This window comes from Xenorhabdus littoralis, assembly GCF_033949345.1.
GTDB classification, from domain to species: domain Bacteria; phylum Pseudomonadota; class Gammaproteobacteria; order Enterobacterales; family Enterobacteriaceae; genus Xenorhabdus; species Xenorhabdus littoralis.
Window position 1 is genome coordinate 64,436 of sequence record NZ_VCDP01000061.1, and the last position, 20,679, is coordinate 85,114.

The window sequence follows — 20,679 nt, forward strand, 5'->3', positions numbered from 1 at the left end:
GCTGATTACACACAGCAATGGTATTAATCAGCACGATGAAGGTGTCACTAAACTCAAAGAAAAACGCATACAATTGCACACAATTTTCCTAATTTAATTATGGCAGCTAGTGGGAAAAGTGTGAGGAAATTTTTATCGTGTTTGAATATTTGTTCTTTTTACCGAAAATTTCTGGCTGTAAAAATCATGGACAGATAGAATACCTTACTGAAACATCAATAAAAGTGTGTTTATCCAACACATTACAATTGGAAAAATAAAAAAAACCTATAAATCAGTAATAAAATATCAATTATAAATTGCTCTGCTTAATGATTTTTTCTACTGGTATTGTTATTAACAATAATTATTGTATCTAGCCTTTATTAGATACCATCACTATTAAGGAAAGAAAATGGATTCATCTAAGTATTCTGAAAAATGGCAAGAACGTTTTGAATTTTTTGAAAAAAATGGGTGTCCTTCTTCTAAAGGACACCAAGAAGCGCTTAGAAAAGTCACTTTTTCTAAGCGTATAAAAATAAGCATGAATTTCTTTGCCGTTTTCTTTGGTATTTTTTACTTTTTAATTCTTGGATTATGGAAAAAAGGACTGGCCTTATTAGGAATGATCTTTGCAGTGGCTATAGCAATAGGAATTACTGAAGAGATGGTGGGCTATGAATTATCAGATGCTATTTGGAATGGATTAGGAGCTGGATTTGCAATATTGTATGGGTTCTCAGCAAATTATTCTTACTATTTAAAAGAAGTAAAAGGGGACGATAGCTGGAATCCCTTTAAAGGTATATTTTCCAAATAAAAGACATTTTCATAAAGACAGCAGATTTTAAAATCCGCTGTCTTTTTTACTTTTTATGCACAACAATAAATCAATATTCGATCAAAGATCGATTCACTTAAACAGGAATCGTCCACTCCTTACCGTGCAATTGGGTATTCCCCTACTTCATTTCATCTATCCAAATTCTCATCAAATTCTCTATTTCTGCTTCTGGGATATATTCTCTGAGCATTACGTGGGTTCCACTCTCAAGCCAAAAAACGTGATAACATTAAAGCCATTAGCATCGTGTAGGTGTGAGAGGTGTATGAAAACTATCAATCAAAAAAATTTACTGGCACAGGCTGAGACTATTTGTCTGTCAAGAGGGGTTCGTTTGACACCTCAGCGCCTGCAAATTCTTCGTTTAATTACGGAACAACCCAGCGCAATCAGTGCTTATGATTTACTTGATCTGTTACGAGAAGTTGAGCCGCAAGCTAAGCCACCAACAGTTTACCGTGGATTGGAATTCCTGTTGGAACAAGGTTTTATCCACAAAATAGAATCGACAAACAGTTATGTTCTCTGCCATCATTTTGAAGAACCCTGCCATACTTCGGCTATGTTTATCTGTGAAGATTGCGGTTCAGTGACCGAAAAGAACGCGAAAGATATTGAATCTACTATTCAACAGTTAGCACAAGGAACAGGCTTTCATCTGCGGAATAGTGTGATAGAAATCCACGGCTTATGCTCTTCCTGTCATGAGATCGATTCCTGTACGGAACGCGATACATGCCAGCACCCTCATCCGGTTGAAGAAAATAAAAAGAAATAAGAAAAAGAAATAAGACGAAATACTTGAAGCCTTATAAGGCAGTGAGGCGGTCATGGTTGATATATTATCAAGTTCCCGTTGAACTCGGGTTTACGGGTACTGTGAGAAATGACCGCCCCAGAATGGCAAAGTACAATTATCCGTTTTTACAATCAGAACCCGTCCCCGTTACGAATAATGCCTACTGCCAATCCTTCAATGGTGAAACTCTGCTCGCTTAAATCAACAACAATGGGTTCAAATTCTGGATTTTCAGCAATCAACTCAATTTTGTTGCCTGTTTGTTTTAAGCGTTTTACTGTCACTTCATCTTCAATGCGCGCAACTATAACTTGTCCGTTATGAACATCCTGTGTTTTATGTACAGCAAGTAAATCTCCGTCCATAATTCCGATGTCTTTCATGGACATTCCTTTAACACGCAACAAAAAATCAGCGCTTGGTTTAAATAATTCAGGATCAACCTTATAGTGACTTTCGATGTGTTCCTGAGCCAGCAATGGTTCGCCAGCTGCAACACGACCGATTAACGGTAATCCCGTATTATCTTCTTCTTCGAGAAGCAAACGGATACCTCTGGATGCACCAGAGATAATCTCTACCACCCCTTTACGCGCCAGTGCTTTTAAATGCTCTTCTGCCGCGTTAGGTGAACGAAAACCAAGACGTGCTGCAATTTCAGCACGTGTTGGTGGCATACCCGTTTGCGAAATATGGTCACGCACCAAGTCATAGACTTGCTTCTGCCTGGCAGTTAATGCTTTCATTTCGCCCCCTGTTTGTTTATACAGTCCAGCTGTGAGTATATACAGCTAAATTCGAATTGGGAACCGGTCAGCACGTAAAAGCAGCTAAATAACGTGTTTTGATGATAAACACATCATATCAGCGCATGAAATGCGACCAAAGGAGCATTCCCCAGATAAACAGCGCCAGAAGTATAGTCAGGAATACTGCTGCTGAACCCATATCTTTCGCCCGGCCCGATAATTCATGATATTCGCTGCCAATGCGGTCCACTACCGCTTCTATGGCACTATTAAGGATCTCAACAATAATGACCAGCATGACAGAGCTGATAAGCAGGAGTCTCTCGAATAGGCCAAGATCTAAAGAAAATGCGACTATGACTGCAAATATAGACGCGATTGCCTCCTGTCGGAACGCCGCTTCATTTCGCCATGCCGCTTTGATACCTTTCGCCGAATATCCAGCCGCTTTAATGATTCGGGTTAAACCCGTAGATTGATTTGCCATAAGAATTTTCTTTAAAAAACTTATTTATTGTATGGTTATATAACTTTTAGCTCTTATTATTGTCTTATTTCCACAGATCTCAAAATCTGTTTCTGGTATCCTTGCGACCCGTTGCTAACAAGAGGCTTAAAGCAGTTATGTCAGGTTGGCGTAAAATATATTATAAGTTATTGAATTTACCACTAAAATTATTAGTCAAAAGTAAACTCATCCCTACGGATCCCATTGCAGAGCTGCGTCTTGATACGACTCGGCCTATTTTGTACGTGCTACCGTATCATTCAAAAACAGACTTATTGACCCTGCGTCAACAATGTCTGGCGCAAGATCTGCCGGATCCGTTGAATTCTTTGGAAATAGGTGACACGCAACTTCCTAGTTGTGTTTTTATTGATAACGGTCCACGTGTATTCAGTTGCTATGCACCAAAACATGAATCTGTGAAAATTTTTCACTCATATCTGGATCTGCATCGCAATAATCCTGATTTGAATATTCAGATGGTGCCTGTTTCCGTGATGTTTGGTCGCTCTCCGGGGCGTGAAGGGCAAGGGCAAGAAGTTAATACTGCGCCACAATTACGCCTGCTGAATGGTGTTCAGAAGTTTTTTGCCATTCTGTGGCTTGGGCGAGATAGTTTTGTGCGTTTCTCCACGCCGGTTTCTCTACGCCACATGGCTGACGAACATGGTACGGATAATATCATCGCCAATAAACTTACCCGTGTTGCGCGGATACACTATTCCCGTCAACGTCTGGCTGCTGTTGGGCCTCGTTTGCCTGCCAGACAGGATTTGTTCAAAAAGTTACTGACATCAAAAGCAATAGAAAAAGCGATTGCAGATGAAGCCCGTAGCAAGAAAATTTCTCCTGAAAAGGCGAAACAGAACGCCATCAATATGTTGGAAGAGATTGCTGCTGATTTTTCTTATGAAACAGTGCGCTTAACCGACCGCGTTTTGAGTTGGACGTGGAACCGTTTATATCAAGGCATCAATGTTCACAATGCTGAACGCGTTCGCCAATTGGCTCAGGATGGTCATGAACTGGTTTATGTTCCATGCCACCGCAGCCATATGGATTATCTCCTGCTCTCTTATGTGCTTTATCACCAAGGGTTGGTTCCACCGCACATTGCAGCGGGCATTAACCTGAATTTCTGGCCTGCCGGCCCGATATTCCGTCGTCTTGGTGCGTTCTTTATCCGCCGTACTTTTAAAGGCAATAAACTCTATTCGACGATCTTCCGTGAATACCTCGGTGAGTTGTTTGTCCGTGGCTATTCGGTGGAATACTTTGTCGAAGGTGGTCGTTCCCGTACTGGTCGTTTACTTGACCCGAAAACGGGTACGATTTCTATGACCTTACAGGCGATGTTACGTGGTGAATCTCGCCCAATCACTATTGTGCCAATCTATATCGGTTACGAGCATGTGATGGAAGTTGCGACTTACGCCAAAGAACTACGCGGTGCAACCAAAGAAAAAGAAGGTTTTTTCCAAATGGTGCGTGGCTTGCGCAAATTGCGTAATCTGGGGCAGGGTTACGTGAACTTTGGTGAGCCAATCCCGTTGATACAGTACCTTAACCACCATGTTCCTGAGTGGCGTGATTCTATTGACCCGATAGAATCCCAACGTCCTAGCTGGCTGAATCCAACAGTCAGCAAGCTGGCTGGTAATATTATGGTCAATATCAATAATGCCGCCGCAGCCAATGCTATCAATTTATGCACCACAGCATTGCTTTCGTCACGTCAGCGGGCACTTACTCGTGAACAGCTTATTGAACAGTTGGATTGCTATCTGCAATTACTGCGAAATGTGCCTTACACTGACGATATCACTGTGCCGAACAAAACAGCAGAAGAGTTGCTGGAACATGCCTTGCTGATGAATAAGTTCGAAGTGGAAAAAGACAGTCTGGGAGATATTATTATTCTGCCTCGAGAAATCGCAGTGCTGATGACTTATTATCGCAACAATATCCAGCACTTGTTGATTCTTCCATCCTTGATTGCCAGCATTGTGATGCACCACCGTCGCATTAGTCGTAGTGAACTGCTCAGACAAGTAGAGCTGATTTATCCACTACTTAAGCAGGAATTGTTCATGCGTTACAACAAGGAAACGCTTCCCGATGTCGTCAATACCCTGATTGATGAATTGGCACGTCAGTACCTTATCTGTAATAAAGAACAAGATATGCTGGTACTGAATCCTGCCCGTATTCGCCCGCTGCAATTGCTGGCAGCCGGTATCAGGGAAACTCTGCAACGCTATGCCATTACGCTCTCTTTATTGAATGCCACCCCGGAAATCAGCCGTGGTGTACTGGAAAAAGAGAGTAGAATGCTGGCACAACGTTTGTCCGTACTACATGGTATCAATGCCCCCGAGTTCTTTGACAAAGCCGTGTTCGCCAGCTCAGTCAATACGCTGCGCGAAGAAGGATATATTCAAGACAGCGGCGATATGATTACGACCAGTGCTCAGGAACTCTACCATGTGCTGAGTGATTTGATGTCACCTGAAATTCGCCTGACAATTGAAAGTGTCAGTATGCCTCCAGAGCAAAATGACCCTGAACAGGCAAAAGAGCAGGAATAATGATGTTGCGCTGAATCTCAGAGGGTTAACGGGCGGGAATACCGCCCGTTATGCTAGACATAACTGAAAAAGATACCAAGGAATAAAATAAGACCAACGTAGTTATTATTCATAAATGCTTGGAAGCAAAATGATCTTTCCCGGCCTGCAATCAATTTCTGTTGATAAACAAACAGTGCTACTGCCAGCAATATCGTCCAGTAATACATTCCTCCCAGATTGACCATACAGCCAACCGATACCAGAATGCTCAACATGATGAATTGCAGGATACCAATAATCAGTTTATCAAAGCGCCCAAAGAGTACGGCGGTCGATTTCACACCGATTTTCAGGTCATCATCACGATCAACCATTGCGTATTGTGTATCATAAATCACTGACCAGATAATATTAGCCAAAAATAGCAGCCAGCATTCTAAAGGTAAGGACTCACTTACTGCGGCGAATGCCATCGGGATTGACCAACCATAGGCTGCGCCTAATACAACTTGTGGCAGATGACTCACTCGTTTGACGAAAGGATAAGCCCACGCCAACACTAAGCCCACGACCGACAGTGCAATGGTCATTTTATTCAGTGTCAGAACCAGTGCAAAAGAGATAAGTACCAGGGTGGCAAACAAGATTTTGCTTTCTTTTTCGGTGATGTCGCCACTAGGAAGAGGACGGGATTTTGTCCGTTCTACATATCCATCAAATTTTCTATCTGCAAAATCATTAATGCAGCATCCTGCGGCACGCATGGAAAATACACCGATAGTAAATACTAACAAGATGTGCAAATTCGGCATACCTTTTGCGGCAATCCACAAGGCCCAATATGTCGGCCATAGTAGTAATAATGCGCCAATCGGTTTATTGATACGCATTAAACGGCAATAAGCACGCCATTTATTCTGCGTCATGCTGACCTCCAATCTATTTCTCCCTTTTTGTGCTGTTAATTTTATATGCAGGTGATTCTGGAAGAAAAACCTCTGTAAGCAGCAGTGGCTTACCGGATAGTCTCAATAGAGAACGGCGTACCCAACGATGCTCCTGCTGGCCTATTTGAATATAATCCCGCGTCAGATTATTACCACTAAAAAGATAGCGTCCGAGGGGAACAGTTCCCACATCGACTAATTTTCTATCTGGGCCAGTGAGTGTTTCAGCCGGAATAACGGTACGACCCAAAAGCCACGGAATGTTATCCCCATACAAGATAATTTCACGCAACCAATATTTTTCACTTTCAGGTAAGCACTCACTTTCATCACCTAACTCTTCTGCTGTGACGAAACATTCCCTAAAAGGAGCGACTGAAACCTGCTGACAATGTTGTTCGAAACGGCGTGTCATTGAACCAACTTCTATCAACCAATCTAAAATATTTTCAGGAAGGTCGGATTCATCGGTCGAAAACCAGTGGATAGGGGTCGAAGTTAATATTGAGTCATCTGTCATGTCATTTTCCCACTACGGGGAATATCAATTTCCCCGATAGTACAACGAATGGGGAATGAGGATATCATGTTGCAGACCAAGAAAATAAAAAGTTGATAACAAATTATGGAAATCATAAAAAAACTTCCCTCAATAACAACATTTATTAAGGGAAGGTAAATCAAATAAAACAAAGAGTCAGATTAACGCCATTCTTTGAATCGGTTAATCAGGGCATTTGTAGAGCTGTCATGACTATTCACGGCTTCTGCATCGTGCAATTCCGGCAGAATACGGTTCGCCAACTGTTTACCCAATTCTACGCCCCATTGATCAAAGGAGAAAATATTCAGAATTGCGCCTTGAGCAAAGATCTTATGTTCATACAGAGCAATGAGTGCCCCTAAACTAAATGGCGTAATTTCGCGCAATAAAATGGAATTAGTCGGGCGGTTACCTTCAAATACTTTGAATGGCACCACACTCTCCATGTCCTGAGCACTTTTTCCTGCCGCCACAAATTCTGCTTCCACTTGCGCCTGAGTTTTACCAAATGCCAGCGCTTCTGTTTGCGCGAAGAAATTGGATAACAGTTTGCTGTGATGATCGCTAATGGGATTATGGCTGATTGCCGGAGCGATAAAATCACAAGGAATTAGCTTGGTTCCCTGATGAATAAGCTGGTAAAACGCATGTTGCCCATTCGTGCCCGGCTCTCCCCAGATAACTGGTCCGGTTTGATAATTCACTGGGTTACCATTGCGATCGATGTACTTGCCGTTTGATTCCATGTTGCCTTGCTGGAAGTAAGCAGCAAAGCGATGCATGTATTGATCATATGGCAGAATCGCTTCAGTTTCTGCGCCAAAGAAATTGTTGTACCAGATGCCAATCAACGCCAATAAAACAGGAATGTTCTGTTCAAAGGCAGTCTGTTCAAAGTGTTTATCCATTGCATGAGCACCGCTCAGCAACTGTTCGAAATTGTCATAGCCAATGGAAAGAGCAATAGATAAACCAATCGCAGACCAGAGCGAATAACGCCCTCCGACCCAATCCCAGAATTCAAACATGTTCTGGGGATCGATACCAAATTTGCTGACTTCCTGTTCGTTCGTCGATAGTGCTGCAAAATGTTTCGCCACATGCGCTTCATCAACGGCACTTTGCAGGAACCAGTCACGCGCAGAATGCGCATTGGTCATGGTTTCTTGCGTGGTAAAAGTCTTGGAAGCAATCAGGAACAAAGTCGTTTCTTGATTCAGATTTTTTAGCGTCTCTGCAATATGGGTTCCGTCAACATTGGAAACAAAGTGCATATTCAGATGATTTTTATACGCTTTCAGTGCTTCAGTCACCATATACGGGCCAAGATCGGAACCACCAATACCGATATTTACCACGTCAGTAATGGCTTTACCGGTATAACCTTTCCATTCACCACCGATAATGCGTTCACTGAAGGATTTCATTTTTGCCAGTACCGCATTGACTTGCGGCATCACATCTTCCCCATCCACAATAATCGGAGTATTGCTGCGATTACGCAGGGCGATGTGTAACACAGCTCGATCTTCGGTACGATTAATTTTATCACCGGAGAACATACTGCGAATTGCGCTGCTCAAATCTGTTTCTTGTGCCAGCGCCTGTAATTTTGTCAATGTTTCAGTGGTAATGCGGTTTTTGGAATAATCCACCAAGATTTGCTGATCAAATGTCGCAGAAAATGCTGTAAAACGCTCTTTATCCTGTTCAAACAGTTCCCGCAAATGAACATTTTTCATCTGCTCAAAATGTTGTTGCAATGCTTTCCAAGCTTCAGTCTGGCTAGGGTTGATGTTTTTCATGGATGATACTCTCTATCAACTGTCGATAAACAATGGGAATGCACAGATTGTAACGGGTTAATTCTGTGTTTAGTTCCCCTTTCCTTGTAATTACTGATATTGGTCAAAATAGGCAATGATTTCCAGCCCTAATTGTTGAGATAGGCAAAAACGATAATTCCATTTCCATCATGAAAATTATTTATGCTTAATTAGCAAACATTGACTCAGTGCATTTAACCCTATATTTCTAAAAGTCTACTCTCCGAACAAAAGGTTATCATCCATGTGTGCTGTTTCATCTCCTGACTCGCAATATGTTGTAGCAAAATTTGGTGGTACTAGTGTGGCAAATTTTGATGCCATGAATAACTGTGCTGATATTATTTTGGCAAACGCAAATGTCCGCGTAGTCGTTCTGTCAGCCTCATCTGGCGTGACTAATTTGCTGGTTGCGTTGGCGGCAGGCTGCAACAGCGATAAACGGGAGAGTTACCTGAAACAGATCCGTGATATTCAATATGCCATTATTGAGCAATTGAATGAACCAGACGTAATCTACGAAGAAATTGATCGCCTGCTGGAAAATATCGCAACGTTATCAGAAGCCTCATCGCTCGCTACCTCAGAAGCGCTGACAGATGAATTAGTTAGCCACGGTGAAGTCATGTCTACTTTGCTGTTTGTAGAATTGCTGCGGCAACGCAATACTGACGCAGAATGGTTTGATATCCGCCGGATCATGCGAACCAGCGATAACTTTGGTCGCGCAGAGCCTGATACTTCCCGACTTCATTCTTTGGCGATGGAACACCTTCATCCCCGCCTGAATAATGCCATTGTCGTCACTCAGGGTTTTATCGGCAGGGAAGAAAAGGGCCGCACAACCACACTGGGACGAGGTGGCAGTGATTATACTGCTGCCTTGCTGGGTGAAGCGCTTGGATTACAGCGCGTTGATATCTGGACAGATGTTCCGGGCATCTACACAACAGATCCCCGCCTTGTCCCAACGGCTAAACGTATCAATACCATTGCTTTTGATGAAGCAGCGGAGATGGCGACATTTGGTGCCAAAATCCTCCACCCCGCCACACTATTGCCAGCAGTGCGTTGTGGTATTCCGGTCTTTGTTGGTTCCAGCAAAGATCCACAAGCGGGAGGTACAATAGTGTGTGATAAAACGAAAAATCCACCACTGTACCGAGCGTTGGCCTTGCGTCGCAAACAAACCTTATTGACATTGCATAGCCTGAAAATGCTGCATGCACGAGGTTTTCTGGCAGAAGTCTTTACCCTGCTCTCACGGCATAATATTTCAGTGGATTTGATTACCACCTCAGAAGTGAGCATCGCCCTGACTCTGGATACAACAGGTTCCACCAGCACTAATGGCAGCCTGCTGACCAATGCCCTGCTGACAGAGCTTTCTACGCTCTGCCGCGTGGAAGTCGAAGAAGATATGGCACTCGTGGCGATTATCGGTAATGACTTGTCACACGCCAAAGGACTGGGGAAAGAAATTTTTGGCGCTCTGGAGTCGTTTAATATTCGGATGATCAGCTGTGGTGCAAGCAGCCATAATGTCTGCCTGCTTGTTCCCGGCAAAGATGCAGAACAGGTGATCCAGACGTTGCATCGGAGTTTGTTTGAGTCTTAATACTCGTTTATACCGTTAATCCTATCTTGAGTGATGGGATTAACTTTCTGATTTATAGCACCAACACAATGACATCATTGAAATCCACAATGCAAAAAGCAGCTTTTGGCATCATTTTGTCGCGAAATGTCATTATTTTATATCCCTCCCAATGCATGAATTGTTTAGTAACAGAAAAGTTGACTTAATACTCATAAAGTAAATTAGTGGGAAATAAATCCCACTTTCCAGTTCACACTCATCGGATGTGTTTTTACCCTCTTTATCGTCCATAATAATAAAACGAAAATGAGTTCCATTTTTCATCGCAGCGATCATTGCTGCAAACAGACGATGATTCAGAGGGTATTTTTATGAGCACAGCCGTTACCAGCAAGCGCACAAAAAAAACTAAAGTCACAACAAACAGTGCCGCTGCGAGCGGTCAGGTTCAGTCTTTAAGCCGAGGGCTAACACTCTTGGAATACATTTCCGATTCACCCGTTGGTGTTGCCTTGACTGATTTGGCGATCCAAGCAGGTTTGCCTAACTCCACTACACATCGTCTTTTGACGACATTGCAGCAACATGGCTTTGTCCGCCAAATAGGTGATTTGGGATTATGGGTGATCGCTTCTCATGCATTTGTGGTTGGCAGTAGTTTTCTGCAAAGCCGCAATCTGATGGTGTTGGTTCATCCGATATTGCGCCAGTTAATGGAAGATTCCGGCGAAACCGTCAACCTTGCCATCCTTAACCTCGATGAATACGAAGCTGTGATTGTCGATCAAGTACAATGCAACGCGTTGATGAGAATGTCCGCCCCGATTGGTGGCAATCTACCGATGCATGCTTCCGGCGCAGGAAAAGCACTGCTTTCTACGCTGTCTGAACAAAAACGCCTCCAATTGCTGCATAAAAAAGGAACGCATGCTTACACCCAACATACCCGTACCACAGCCGCAGCATTAACCGAAAACCTGGAGCAGATCCGCAAGCAAGGTTTTTCATTTGATGATGAAGAACATGCGTTAGGGTTACGCTGTATTGCCGCCTGTATCTATGATGAGCATCATGAAGCCTTTGCCGCGATTTCCATCTCTGGCCCGATATCACGCATCTCTGATGATCGTGTTACTGAACTTGGAGCTCTTGTTATGCGCGCAGCAAAAGCGATCAGTCGGGAATACGGTGGAATTAAGTGATTTTCGTCAAAATATCACCAAAAAGGCGATTTTGTTGACAAGCTGTTACGTTTCAGCTTTAAAAGTTGATGTAGATCACAGATAAATGTGTGTTCGATGAAAGTTGATTGCATCCACTGATTATTGCATTAACAATGTTACCGGTAACAATGAAGCAATAGTCACATTCCATTGTGGTGTCAGGAGCAATTATCATGACTACAAACCAGAACAGCACGGCTACCAACGAAACTGTCGCGCGTATTACACAACGTATTATTGAACGATCAAAAGAGACTCGCAGCCAGTATTTAACACACATTGAAGCTGCCCGTTCAAAAACCGTCCATCGCGCACAGCTGGCATGCGGTAATCTGGCTCATGGTTTTGCTGCCTGTCACAACGATGAGAAAATCGCATTGAAGAATATGGTGCATAATGACATCGCCATTATCACCTCTTACAACGATATGCTCTCTGCTCACAAACCTTATGAAGATTATCCCCAAAAATTAAAAGACGCCTTGCGTTCAGTTGGGGCTGTAGGTCAGGTCGCAGGAGGTGTTCCCGCGATGTGCGATGGTGTGACACAAGGTCAGGACGGTATGGAGTTGTCCCTGCTCAGCCGTGATGTCATTGCGATGTCGGCTGCTGTCGGGCTTTCTCATAATATGTTTGATGGTGCTCTCTATCTGGGGATCTGCGATAAAATTGTACCGGGCTTGGTAATGGCTGCACTGTCATTCGGTCACTTGCCTGCTGTTTTTGTTCCCGCAGGACCGATGACCAGCGGCTTGCCAAACAAAGAAAAAGTTCGCATCCGCCAACTTTATGCTGAAGGCAAAGTTGACCGCCAAGCACTGCTCGAAGCCGAAGCTGCCTCTTATCATAGTATCGGCACCTGTACTTTTTATGGCACCGCCAATTCCAACCAAATGGTGATGGAAGTTATGGGTCTGCATTTACCGGGTGCCTCTTTTATCCATCCTGATACTCCACTGCGTGAAGCATTAAATGATGCGGCGGCACGTCAACTCACTCGTTTAACTGAAACTTCGGGTAATTATCTTCCGTTAGGTTTGCTGGTCGATGAGAAAGTGATCGTCAATGGCATTATTGCCTTACTGGCAACCGGTGGATCAACCAACCTGACTATGCATCTCATCGCAATGGCAAGAGCCGCAGGGATTATCATTAATTGGGATGATTTCTCTGAATTGTCAGACGTTATTCCTCTGCTATGCCGCATCTATCCAAATGGGCCGGCAGATATCAATCAATTTCAGGCGGCAGGCGGAGTAGCGCTGGTTATTCGAGAATTACTGAAAAAAGGCTTACTGCACCGCGATGTTAATACTATCGCAGGGTTTGGTCTGGAGCGTTATACTCAAGAGCCTTGGCTTAATGAAGGCCAGTTAGTATGGCGTGAAGGTTCACTGACTTCATTGGACAGCAATGTGATTGCCAGCATCGAATCCCCTTTCGAACAGCACGGCGGCACGAAAGTCATGACCGGTAATCTTGGTCGTGCAGTAATGAAAACCTCTGCCGTTCCTGCTGAGAATAAAGTTATCGAAGCACCCGCAGTCGTCTTCAATAGCCAACATGATATCGTACCTGCTTTTGAGGCTGGTAAACTGGATCGTGACTGTGTTGTGGTTGTCTGCTATCAAGGTCCACAAGCGAACGGGATGCCCGAATTGCATAAACTAATGCCACCCTTGGGGGTTCTGATGGATCGCGGCTTTAAAGTAGCTTTGGTCACTGATGGGCGCTTATCCGGCGCTTCGGGCAAAGTGCCTTCAGCTATTCATGTTACGCCGGAAGCAAAAACAGGCGGATTGCTGGCAAAAGTACAAGATGGCGATTTGATCCGCGTTGATGGTCGTACCGGAGAACTTATGCTTCTGGTTGATGAGCAAGAATTAGCACAAAGAATGCCATATCAACCGGATTTAAGCGAAGCGCACACTGGTTGTGGACGTGAACTATTTGGTGCCCTGCGAACTCAGCTTTCGGGTGCAGAGCACGGCGCATGTTGCATTACATTTTAATAGACGAGGGATTTTAAATCCCCCTGTGTTCTGATTTAACGAGAGAAACTGCTAATGAATAATTGGAAAACAACCGCAGAAAATATCCTGACCGATGGCCCAGTCGTTCCTGTTATTGTCGTCAATGAGATTGAACACGCTGTTCCTTTGGCAAAGGCGTTGGTTGCCGGTGGAATTCGTGTCTTAGAGGTGACACTAAGAACTGAGTGGGCACTGGATGCTATTCGTCTGATTGCCCAAGAAGTTCCCGAAGCCATTATCGGTGCAGGCACGGTCATTAATCCTGAACAATTGGCTGCCGTTACTGAAGCGGGTGCTCAATTTGCCATTAGCCCGGGATTAACGGACGAGCTGCTAAAAGCAGCAACTGCGGGTTCTATTCCTCTTATTCCGGGGATCTCCACGGTTTCTGAATTGATGCTGGGAATGAGTTATGGTTTAAAATGCTTCAAATTCTTCCCAGCAGAAGCGAATGGCGGAGTTAAGGCCTTGAAAGCCATTGCTGGCCCATTCCCTCAAGTACGTTTCTGCCCGACTGGTGGTATTTCGCCTGAAAACTATCGCGATTACCTCGCGTTAAATAGTGTTCTATGCATTGGTGGCTCATGGTTAGTACCGGGTGACGCATTGAAAAAAGGAGATTATGCTCAGATTACAGAACTGGCACGTGCCGCAATTTCTGGAGCAAAAGCGTAATTTGTTTATTTAAATATTTTCAATGCGGAATTTGACTATTTCATCATTTCCGCATTGAAAAAATAAATAACCAATTCCATTTTTAAAATCATTCTTATCATTGAGAATCTGATTACAGTTAATTTTTACGATGATAAATGTTTGTAGCTGTAATTTCCTATTTTACTCATTACGTTGATTGAATCTCTGTCTACGGCGATAAGCAAAAACATCCTCCACATGCCCATTTTTAATACGCTCTTGCAATGCCCGCCAATAATCAGCGTTGAATAGATCACTGTGACTTTCTTCAAAGTAGCTTCGTACCCGCTTGTCTGTGCATAAAAAGTGTCGAAACTCCTCCGGAAAAACATCATTTACAGCAACGCTGTACCAAGGCTCACTAGCCAGCTCATCTTCAGGATAACGTGGCGGAGGGATATCCCTAAAGTTCACTTCCGTCATATAGCAAATTTCATCATAATCGTAGAAAATCACACGACCGTGACGCGTGACCCCAAAGTTTTTAAACAACATATCGCCAGGAAAGATATTTGCGGCTGCCAATTGTTTAATGGCATTGCCGTATTCTTCTATTACATCCTTAAGTTGCGCCTCATTCACATTCTCCATGTAAATATTCAGAGGGATCATTTTGCGTTCCATATAAAGATGTTTTATCAAGATCTTGTCTCCCAGATCTTCAAGTTTTGCTGGTATCTCTTTTTGCAACTCCTCCATTAATTCAGAACTGATATGGCGCTTATCAATGACAAAATTTTCAAACTCTTGCGTATCAGCCATTCTACCCACCCGATCATGCTCTTTTACCAGACGATAGCATTCCTGAACCCGTTCCTGGGAAACCTCTTTCTGCGGTGCAAATTTATCTTTAATCACTTTAAATACGCGATCAAATGATGGTGACGCAAAAACCAGCATCACCATTCCCCTAACACCCGGAGCAATCGTAAACTGTTCATAAGAGGAATGAATGAACGTCAGATATTCTCGGTAATATTCCGTTTTACCGTGCTTCTGACAACCAATCGCCATATATAACTCGGCTGTCGATTTCATCGGCAGGATCTCACGCAGCCACTCCACCAAAGCGGCTGGCAGGGGGGCATAAACCATAAAATAGGAACGAGCGAAACCAAAAACAATGCTGGCGTCATCGCGATTGGTCAAACAAGAATCAATAAAAATTCCCCCTGATTCGTCGTGATGAATGGGCAGTAAAAATGGGTAAACCTCAGTGCCTATTCTGATTTTCCCCACCAGCCATGCTGCTTTATTACGGTAAAACAGCTCATTGGCAATTTGGAACGTAGCCTGTAATAAATCGGGCTGGGAAAATGTACGTTGTAAGTATTGTGTGATGTAACCAATATCCCGCTCCAGATCTTCCCATTTAAGACGTAATGGCAAATCGTTTAAGATGGTTCGTAACATCGATATAAGATTGCCATCAGGGAAAAAATCCCGCGACAGTGGACGAGAAATATAACGAAAACGGCAAGGTGGCTGAGAAGTGAAGATGAACAGATTCTCTGGCTTTAAATTACGATGATGAAATAAACGACAATAAACCGAATTAAAAAAACTCTCTGCAATTTCAAAACGAGGATAATCAGGTAATAAGCGGGTATAAACAGCTTTGACCTCAGCAATATCATCTTCATCATGCTGCAATGAACCGTGAATTCGTTTCAACTGTTCTACCACCAAACCTACATGGTGATCATACAAGTTGATCCTCTTTTTCATCGCTTTCTGTACAGCACGCCAGTCAGCCTGTTCAAAACGTTGCTGCGCGCCAGAAGTGACTTCGAGAAATCGACCATATTGCGCATCAAATCCCTGCAAAATGGTTTGTGCAATTAAATGGGCAAGATCTATTTCCATATTTAGTCACCTTATCCAACACGTAAAAGGGAATTCCTTATGGAATCCCCCAATGATATCAATGGATGCTCTTCAATTAGAATTGCTGCTCTTCTGTTGATCCCGCCAATGCGGTAACAGAAGAGGTTTCTCCCTGAATAATAGTGGTTACTTTATCAAAATATCCCGTCCCTACTTCCTGCTGGTGTGAAGAGAAAGTATAGCCACGATTAAGGGCTGCAAATTCTTGTTCCTGAACTTTCTCAACGTAATGTTTCATGCCTTCACCACGGGCGTAATCGTAGGCCAAATCAAACATGTTAAACCACATGCTATGAATACCTGCTAACGTGATGAACTGGAATTTATATCCCATAGCCGACAATTGTTCTTGGAAACTGGCAATAGTCTTATCATCCAGATTCTTTTTCCAGTTGAAAGATGGGGAGCAGTTATAGGCCAGTAATTTGCCCGGATATTTGGCATGGATGGCTTCTGCAAAACGACGTGCCGCTTCAATATCCGGAGTTGAAGTTTCACACCAGACAACATCAGCGTAAGGAGCATAAGCCAACCCACGGCTGATAGCTTGATCAATACCAGCGCGGGTACAGTAAAAACCTTCACAAGTCCGCTTACCCGTGATGAACTCACTATCATAAGGATCGCAGTCAGATGTCAGTAAATCAGCGGCATCTGCATCAGTACGCGCGATTAACAGGGTGGGGACACCGGATACATCAGCCGCTAAACGCGCTGCTACCAGTTTCTGAATGGCTTCTTGAGTCGGAACCAAGACTTTCCCCCCCATATGGCCACATTTTTTCACCGCAGCCAATTGGTCTTCAAAATGCACCGCAGCGGCACCTGCCTCAATCATCGCTTTCATCAGTTCAAATGCATTCAGAACACCACCGAATCCCGCTTCTGCATCCGCAACAATCGGCAGGAAATAATCAATATATTCCTGACTATCTGAATCGATGCCATTTGACCATTGGATCTGATCAGCACGACGGAAGCTGTTATTGATACGTTTAACTACATTAGGAACAGAATCAACGGGATACAATGATTGATCGGGATACATGCTGGAAGCCGTATTTGCATCCGCTGCAACCTGCCAACCAGAAAGATAAACTGCCTCAATACCCGCTTTAGCCTGCTGAAGAGCCTGACCTCCAGTCAGCGCACCAAGTGCGTTTACATAGCCCTTTTTTGATTTGCCATGCAACAATTCCCACAGCTTTTTCGCCCCCATTTGCGCCAAAGTGTGTTCAGGATTGATAGAACCACGCAATTTAATGACATCCTCAGCACTATATGGGCGAGTAATATCTTTCCAACGTGGCTGTTTCCATTCTTGTTCTAGTTGAGCGATCTGTTGTGTACGGGAGATGGTCATGATGTTCTACTTCCTATTCTTATTAATCGGATATTGTTGTCATTATTGTGTTTTTATTAATCAATTAATTGATAGCCTGATAACGTTAAGAAATCAATTAAGTCATCCTGAGTGGTGATCCTTTCCATCAAAGAAGACGCTTCTATAAATCGTCCCTGATTAAAGGAAAGCTCTCCAATCTCATGTTTAATAACGTCAAGTTCTTCTTTCAACATTTCCCTGAACAGTTCCTTTGTCACTTTTTTGCCGTTGGAAAGTGATTTTTCATGTCTGATCCATTGCCAAATGGAGGTGCGGGAAATTTCTGCTGTAGCAGCATCTTCCATCAAGCCATAAATCGGAACGCATCCATTTCCCGAAATCCATGCTTCTATATACTGGACAGCAACACGAATGTTCGCACGCATTCCTTGTTCGGTTCTTTCTCCCGGACAAGCGGCGAGTAATTGTGAAGCTGTGATTTCTTCATCTTCTTCACGCAAAACAGTCAATTGATTTTGGCAATCTCCCAGTTTTGTATCGAAGACCATCATGGCAATATCCGCCAGTCCCGGATGCGCTACCCATGTACCATCATGACCATTGTTCGCCTCCAGTTCTTTATCTGCCCTGACTTTATTCAACACTTGTTGATTTTGCTCCGGATCTTTACTCGGTATAAATGCCGACATTCCACCCATCGCAAATGCACCGCGTTTATGGCAGGTTTTAATCAATAAACGAGAATAGGCGCTCAAGAAAGGTTGTGTCATCGTAACGGATTGGCGATCCGGCAAGACACGATCTGCATGATTTTTCAGTGTTTTGATATAACTGAAAATGTAATCCCAGCGACCACAGTTCAGGCCAACGATGTGGTGACGTAAGTGATAGAGAATTTCATCCATCTGAAAGACGGCAGGTAATGTTTCAATTAAAACGGTGGCTTTAATAGTGCCTTTTGGCAAATTGAAACGTGATTCTGCAAAACTGAAAACATCACTCCACCATTGTGCTTCATGGTAGCTCTGTATCTTGGGTAGATAAAAATAAGGACCACTCCCTTTTTCCAATAATTTCTTATGGTTTAAGTAAAAGTACAGGGCAAAATCAAATAATCCACCTGAAATCGGTTCGTTTTTATAGAGAGCATGTTTTTCTGGCAGATGTAAACCTCTGACCCGAGCGACCAACACTGCCGGATCTGCTTTCAATTCGTAACGTTTACCCTGCTCATTGCTGTATGAGATTGAGCCATCCACAGCATCCCGTAAGTTAATTTGCCCACTGATAACTTTATCCCATGCAGGAGCCAGCGAATCCTCAAAGTCAGCCATGAACACTTTTACATTTGCATTCAGGGCATTAATAACCATTTTACGTTCTACTGGTCCTGTTATTTCAACACGGCGATCTTTGAGATCATCTGGTATTCCCAGAATTTTCCAATCACCTTCTCTAATGGAAGATGTTTCCAAAATAAAATCAGGTAATAATCCATCATCTATTTTTTTCTGCCAATGAACACGTTCTTCCAATAATTTTTGGCGCCTGTCAGAGAATTCAACAACTAAATCCTCTAAAAAACGAATAGATTCAGGTGATAACACCTGATTATCTGCCTCAGTGAAAGGCTTCGTAAAGGTCAATTGGGTCGTTAGTGTCTGCTGCATAATCCCCTTCTCTATCATCTTTTAAATGTCTGCTCGATTAAGAGTAATCAATATTAAAAATAAATCAAAAACCATTTCCATTATTTTAAATAATTTGGATTAGTTAAATAAAATCAAATGATTAAGATGATGCAATGATAAAAAAGCAGAAGAAATAAATTCCGAAAAGGTCGATATCGTATTGTTAACTTTTTGTTATGTATGAGAAATAACTAATAGGTGGGGACTAACCGTAAGAGAAAGAAAATTTTAAAAATGAGAAATGGCTCGCTTCAGCTAATTCCCATTTTCCTGTTTCAAACAGCATTCAATCTAAGGAGGGATTCATAAAAGTCAGGTCATATGGCGTAATCTGGTAAACATAGTAATTCAACCAATTTGAAAATAGTAAGTGACCATGACTACGCCAAGCAGCAACTGGTTTATTTTCAGGATCATTATTTGGAAAATAATTAACGGGTAACATTGGCTCCAAACCAGCGCCCTGATCACGCCAATATTCTGCAGCAAGTGTATCCGCGTCATATTCAGGATGACCTGTTACAAATACCAGTCTTCTATCTTTGCTGGCAAATAAATAAGCACCAGCCTCTTCAGAAGAGGCTAAAATATCTAAATCTGTATGATCGCGAATAACTGATTCAGGAAAATCAGCAAAACGGGAATGAGGTGCAAAAAAAGTTTCGTCAAATCCGCGTGTTAATAAAGTCAGAGGATCTAAAGTTGAATGAGAGTAAACACCGGATAGTTTGGACGTTCGGGTATATTTTGGAAGATTGTAAAGAATATTTAAGGCTGCCTGAACCGCCCAACAAACAAAAAGTGTCGAAGTGACATGGCTCTTTGCCCAAATGACAATTTTTTCAACCTCATGCCAATAAGTCACATCCTTAAACTCAACTAACCCCAAAGGAGCACCCGTGACAATCAATCCATCGAAATTTTGATCTTTTATTGAGTCAAAATCACAATAAAAGGTATCTAAATGTTCCTCAGGTGTATTTTTACATTGCCGACTATCAATGCGCAGCAATTGAATATCAACCTGTAACGGAGAATTGGACAATAACCGAATAAACTGATTTTCAGTTTCTATCTTCTTTGGCATCAAGTTAAGCAACAATACCTTCAATGGACGAATATCCTGAATATTTGCCCGTGTAGATGTCATGACAAAGATGTTTTCATTACGGAGAAAATTTACCGCAGGTAATTCATCTGGTACACAAATTGGCATTGTTCGAAACCTCAACTACATTAATTATCTCATTTAGACTTCCAGATAGCCAAATTTAATCAGAAAGAGATAAAGATGTCGAGTTATTGTACCCAAATTGAAATTATTTCATTTTGTTCTATGAGATAAAAAAGAATAATAAAGGAAGTAACAAGAATGGTAGATTTTTTGTCAGATACGGTCCCGAATTTTCCGGCGGCCCAAAATCAGAACCACCCG

At 42.8% G+C, this 20,679-nt stretch carries 16 protein-coding genes; 7 read left to right on the forward strand and 9 right to left on the reverse strand.

Going from position 1 to position 20,679, the window contains the following annotated elements; translation table 11 throughout:
- The first annotated feature begins 394 nt into the window (after positions 1-394).
- Complete coding sequence (locus tag FE394_RS15125; protein ID WP_319927190.1) at positions 395-802, forward strand: DUF2628 domain-containing protein; 408 nt, start codon at positions 395-397, stop codon at positions 800-802.
- A 289-nt stretch (positions 803-1,091) separates the two neighbouring features.
- Positions 1,092-1,604, forward strand: coding sequence for a zinc uptake transcriptional repressor Zur (gene zur / locus FE394_RS15130; RefSeq protein WP_319927191.1), 513 nt, complete (start codon positions 1,092-1,094; stop codon positions 1,602-1,604).
- Between the two features lie 152 nt (positions 1,605-1,756).
- On the opposite strand, the gene lexA is transcribed toward zur, so the two are convergent.
- Positions 1,757-2,371: a transcriptional repressor LexA gene (gene lexA, locus FE394_RS15135; RefSeq protein ID WP_319927192.1), complete on the reverse strand. Its 615-nt coding sequence runs from the start codon at positions 2,369-2,371 to the stop codon at positions 1,757-1,759.
- Positions 2,372-2,489: 118 nt separating this feature from the next.
- Positions 2,490-2,861 (reverse strand): diacylglycerol kinase, encoded by a 372-nt coding sequence (locus FE394_RS15140; RefSeq protein ID WP_319927193.1) that lies wholly within the window; start codon positions 2,859-2,861, stop codon positions 2,490-2,492.
- 137 nt (positions 2,862-2,998) lie between these two features.
- Between FE394_RS15140 and plsB the strand changes: the two genes are divergently transcribed.
- Entirely contained in the window at positions 2,999-5,470 is a 2,472-nt protein-coding gene (gene plsB / locus FE394_RS15145) for a glycerol-3-phosphate 1-O-acyltransferase PlsB (RefSeq protein ID WP_319927194.1), read from the forward strand.
- A 53-nt stretch (positions 5,471-5,523) separates the two neighbouring features.
- Here the strand turns inward: plsB and ubiA are convergent, their stop codons facing one another.
- The 3 genes from ubiA to pgi form a co-directional block, all read right to left on the reverse strand.
- The gene (gene ubiA / locus FE394_RS15150; RefSeq protein ID WP_319927195.1) at positions 5,524-6,378 is read right to left on the reverse strand and encodes a 4-hydroxybenzoate octaprenyltransferase; all 855 of its coding nucleotides are present in this window, start codon (positions 6,376-6,378) and stop codon (positions 5,524-5,526) included.
- 13 nt (positions 6,379-6,391) lie between these two features.
- The gene (gene ubiC, locus FE394_RS15155) at positions 6,392-6,919 is read right to left on the reverse strand and encodes a chorismate lyase (protein WP_319927196.1); all 528 of its coding nucleotides are present in this window, start codon (positions 6,917-6,919) and stop codon (positions 6,392-6,394) included.
- Between the two features lie 182 nt (positions 6,920-7,101).
- Positions 7,102-8,748 (reverse strand): glucose-6-phosphate isomerase, encoded by a 1,647-nt coding sequence (gene pgi / locus FE394_RS15160; RefSeq protein WP_319927197.1) that lies wholly within the window; start codon positions 8,746-8,748, stop codon positions 7,102-7,104.
- A gap of 265 nt (positions 8,749-9,013) precedes the next feature.
- Between pgi and lysC the strand changes: the two genes are divergently transcribed.
- From lysC to FE394_RS15180, 4 genes are all read left to right on the forward strand, one after another.
- Complete coding sequence (lysC, locus tag FE394_RS15165) at positions 9,014-10,387, forward strand: lysine-sensitive aspartokinase 3 (RefSeq protein WP_319927198.1); 1,374 nt, start codon at positions 9,014-9,016, stop codon at positions 10,385-10,387.
- A 353-nt stretch (positions 10,388-10,740) separates the two neighbouring features.
- Positions 10,741-11,571, forward strand: coding sequence for a glyoxylate bypass operon transcriptional repressor IclR (gene iclR / locus FE394_RS15170; RefSeq protein ID WP_319927199.1), 831 nt, complete (start codon positions 10,741-10,743; stop codon positions 11,569-11,571).
- A 194-nt stretch (positions 11,572-11,765) separates the two neighbouring features.
- Positions 11,766-13,604 (forward strand): phosphogluconate dehydratase, encoded by a 1,839-nt coding sequence (gene edd, locus FE394_RS15175; protein ID WP_319927200.1) that lies wholly within the window; start codon positions 11,766-11,768, stop codon positions 13,602-13,604.
- A gap of 54 nt (positions 13,605-13,658) precedes the next feature.
- Positions 13,659-14,300, forward strand: coding sequence for a bifunctional 4-hydroxy-2-oxoglutarate aldolase/2-dehydro-3-deoxy-phosphogluconate aldolase (locus tag FE394_RS15180; protein WP_319927201.1), 642 nt, complete (start codon positions 13,659-13,661; stop codon positions 14,298-14,300).
- A 162-nt stretch (positions 14,301-14,462) separates the two neighbouring features.
- On the opposite strand, the gene aceK is transcribed toward FE394_RS15180, so the two are convergent.
- The 4 genes from aceK to metA form a co-directional block, all read right to left on the reverse strand.
- Complete coding sequence (gene aceK / locus FE394_RS15185; protein ID WP_319927202.1) at positions 14,463-16,187, reverse strand: bifunctional isocitrate dehydrogenase kinase/phosphatase; 1,725 nt, start codon at positions 16,185-16,187, stop codon at positions 14,463-14,465.
- Positions 16,188-16,263: 76 nt separating this feature from the next.
- On the reverse strand, positions 16,264-17,571 hold the full coding sequence (aceA, locus tag FE394_RS15190) for an isocitrate lyase (RefSeq protein WP_319927203.1): 1,308 nt from the start codon (positions 17,569-17,571) through the stop codon (positions 16,264-16,266).
- 56 nt (positions 17,572-17,627) lie between these two features.
- Positions 17,628-19,223 (reverse strand): malate synthase A, encoded by a 1,596-nt coding sequence (gene aceB, locus FE394_RS15195; protein ID WP_319927204.1) that lies wholly within the window; start codon positions 19,221-19,223, stop codon positions 17,628-17,630.
- Positions 19,224-19,530: 307 nt separating this feature from the next.
- On the reverse strand, positions 19,531-20,460 hold the full coding sequence (metA, locus tag FE394_RS15200) for a homoserine O-acetyltransferase MetA (protein ID WP_319927205.1): 930 nt from the start codon (positions 20,458-20,460) through the stop codon (positions 19,531-19,533).
- Positions 20,461-20,679: the final 219 nt, after the last annotated feature.

Coding starts and splice junctions, on each gene's coding strand:
- plsB (WP_319927194.1), top strand. CDS start 2,999: ATGTCAGGTTGGCGTAAAATATATTATAAGTTATTGAATTTACCACTA.
- iclR (WP_319927199.1), top strand. CDS start 10,741: ATGAGCACAGCCGTTACCAGCAAGCGCACAAAAAAAACTAAAGTCACA.
- ubiA (WP_319927195.1), bottom strand. CDS start 6,378: ATGACGCAGAATAAATGGCGTGCTTATTGCCGTTTAATGCGTATCAAT.
- aceB (WP_319927204.1), bottom strand. CDS start 19,223: ATGCAGCAGACACTAACGACCCAATTGACCTTTACGAAGCCTTTCACT.
- aceK (WP_319927202.1), bottom strand. CDS start 16,187: ATGGAAATAGATCTTGCCCATTTAATTGCACAAACCATTTTGCAGGGA.
- zur (WP_319927191.1), top strand. CDS start 1,092: ATGAAAACTATCAATCAAAAAAATTTACTGGCACAGGCTGAGACTATT.
- lysC (WP_319927198.1), top strand. CDS start 9,014: ATGTGTGCTGTTTCATCTCCTGACTCGCAATATGTTGTAGCAAAATTT.
- edd (WP_319927200.1), top strand. CDS start 11,766: ATGACTACAAACCAGAACAGCACGGCTACCAACGAAACTGTCGCGCGT.
- lexA (WP_319927192.1), bottom strand. CDS start 2,371: ATGAAAGCATTAACTGCCAGGCAGAAGCAAGTCTATGACTTGGTGCGT.
- FE394_RS15140 (WP_319927193.1), bottom strand. CDS start 2,861: ATGGCAAATCAATCTACGGGTTTAACCCGAATCATTAAAGCGGCTGGA.
- FE394_RS15180 (WP_319927201.1), top strand. CDS start 13,659: ATGAATAATTGGAAAACAACCGCAGAAAATATCCTGACCGATGGCCCA.
- pgi (WP_319927197.1), bottom strand. CDS start 8,748: ATGAAAAACATCAACCCTAGCCAGACTGAAGCTTGGAAAGCATTGCAA.
- ubiC (WP_319927196.1), bottom strand. CDS start 6,919: ATGACAGATGACTCAATATTAACTTCGACCCCTATCCACTGGTTTTCG.
- metA (WP_319927205.1), bottom strand. CDS start 20,460: ATGCCAATTTGTGTACCAGATGAATTACCTGCGGTAAATTTTCTCCGT.
- FE394_RS15125 (WP_319927190.1), top strand. CDS start 395: ATGGATTCATCTAAGTATTCTGAAAAATGGCAAGAACGTTTTGAATTT.
- aceA (WP_319927203.1), bottom strand. CDS start 17,571: ATGACCATCTCCCGTACACAACAGATCGCTCAACTAGAACAAGAATGG.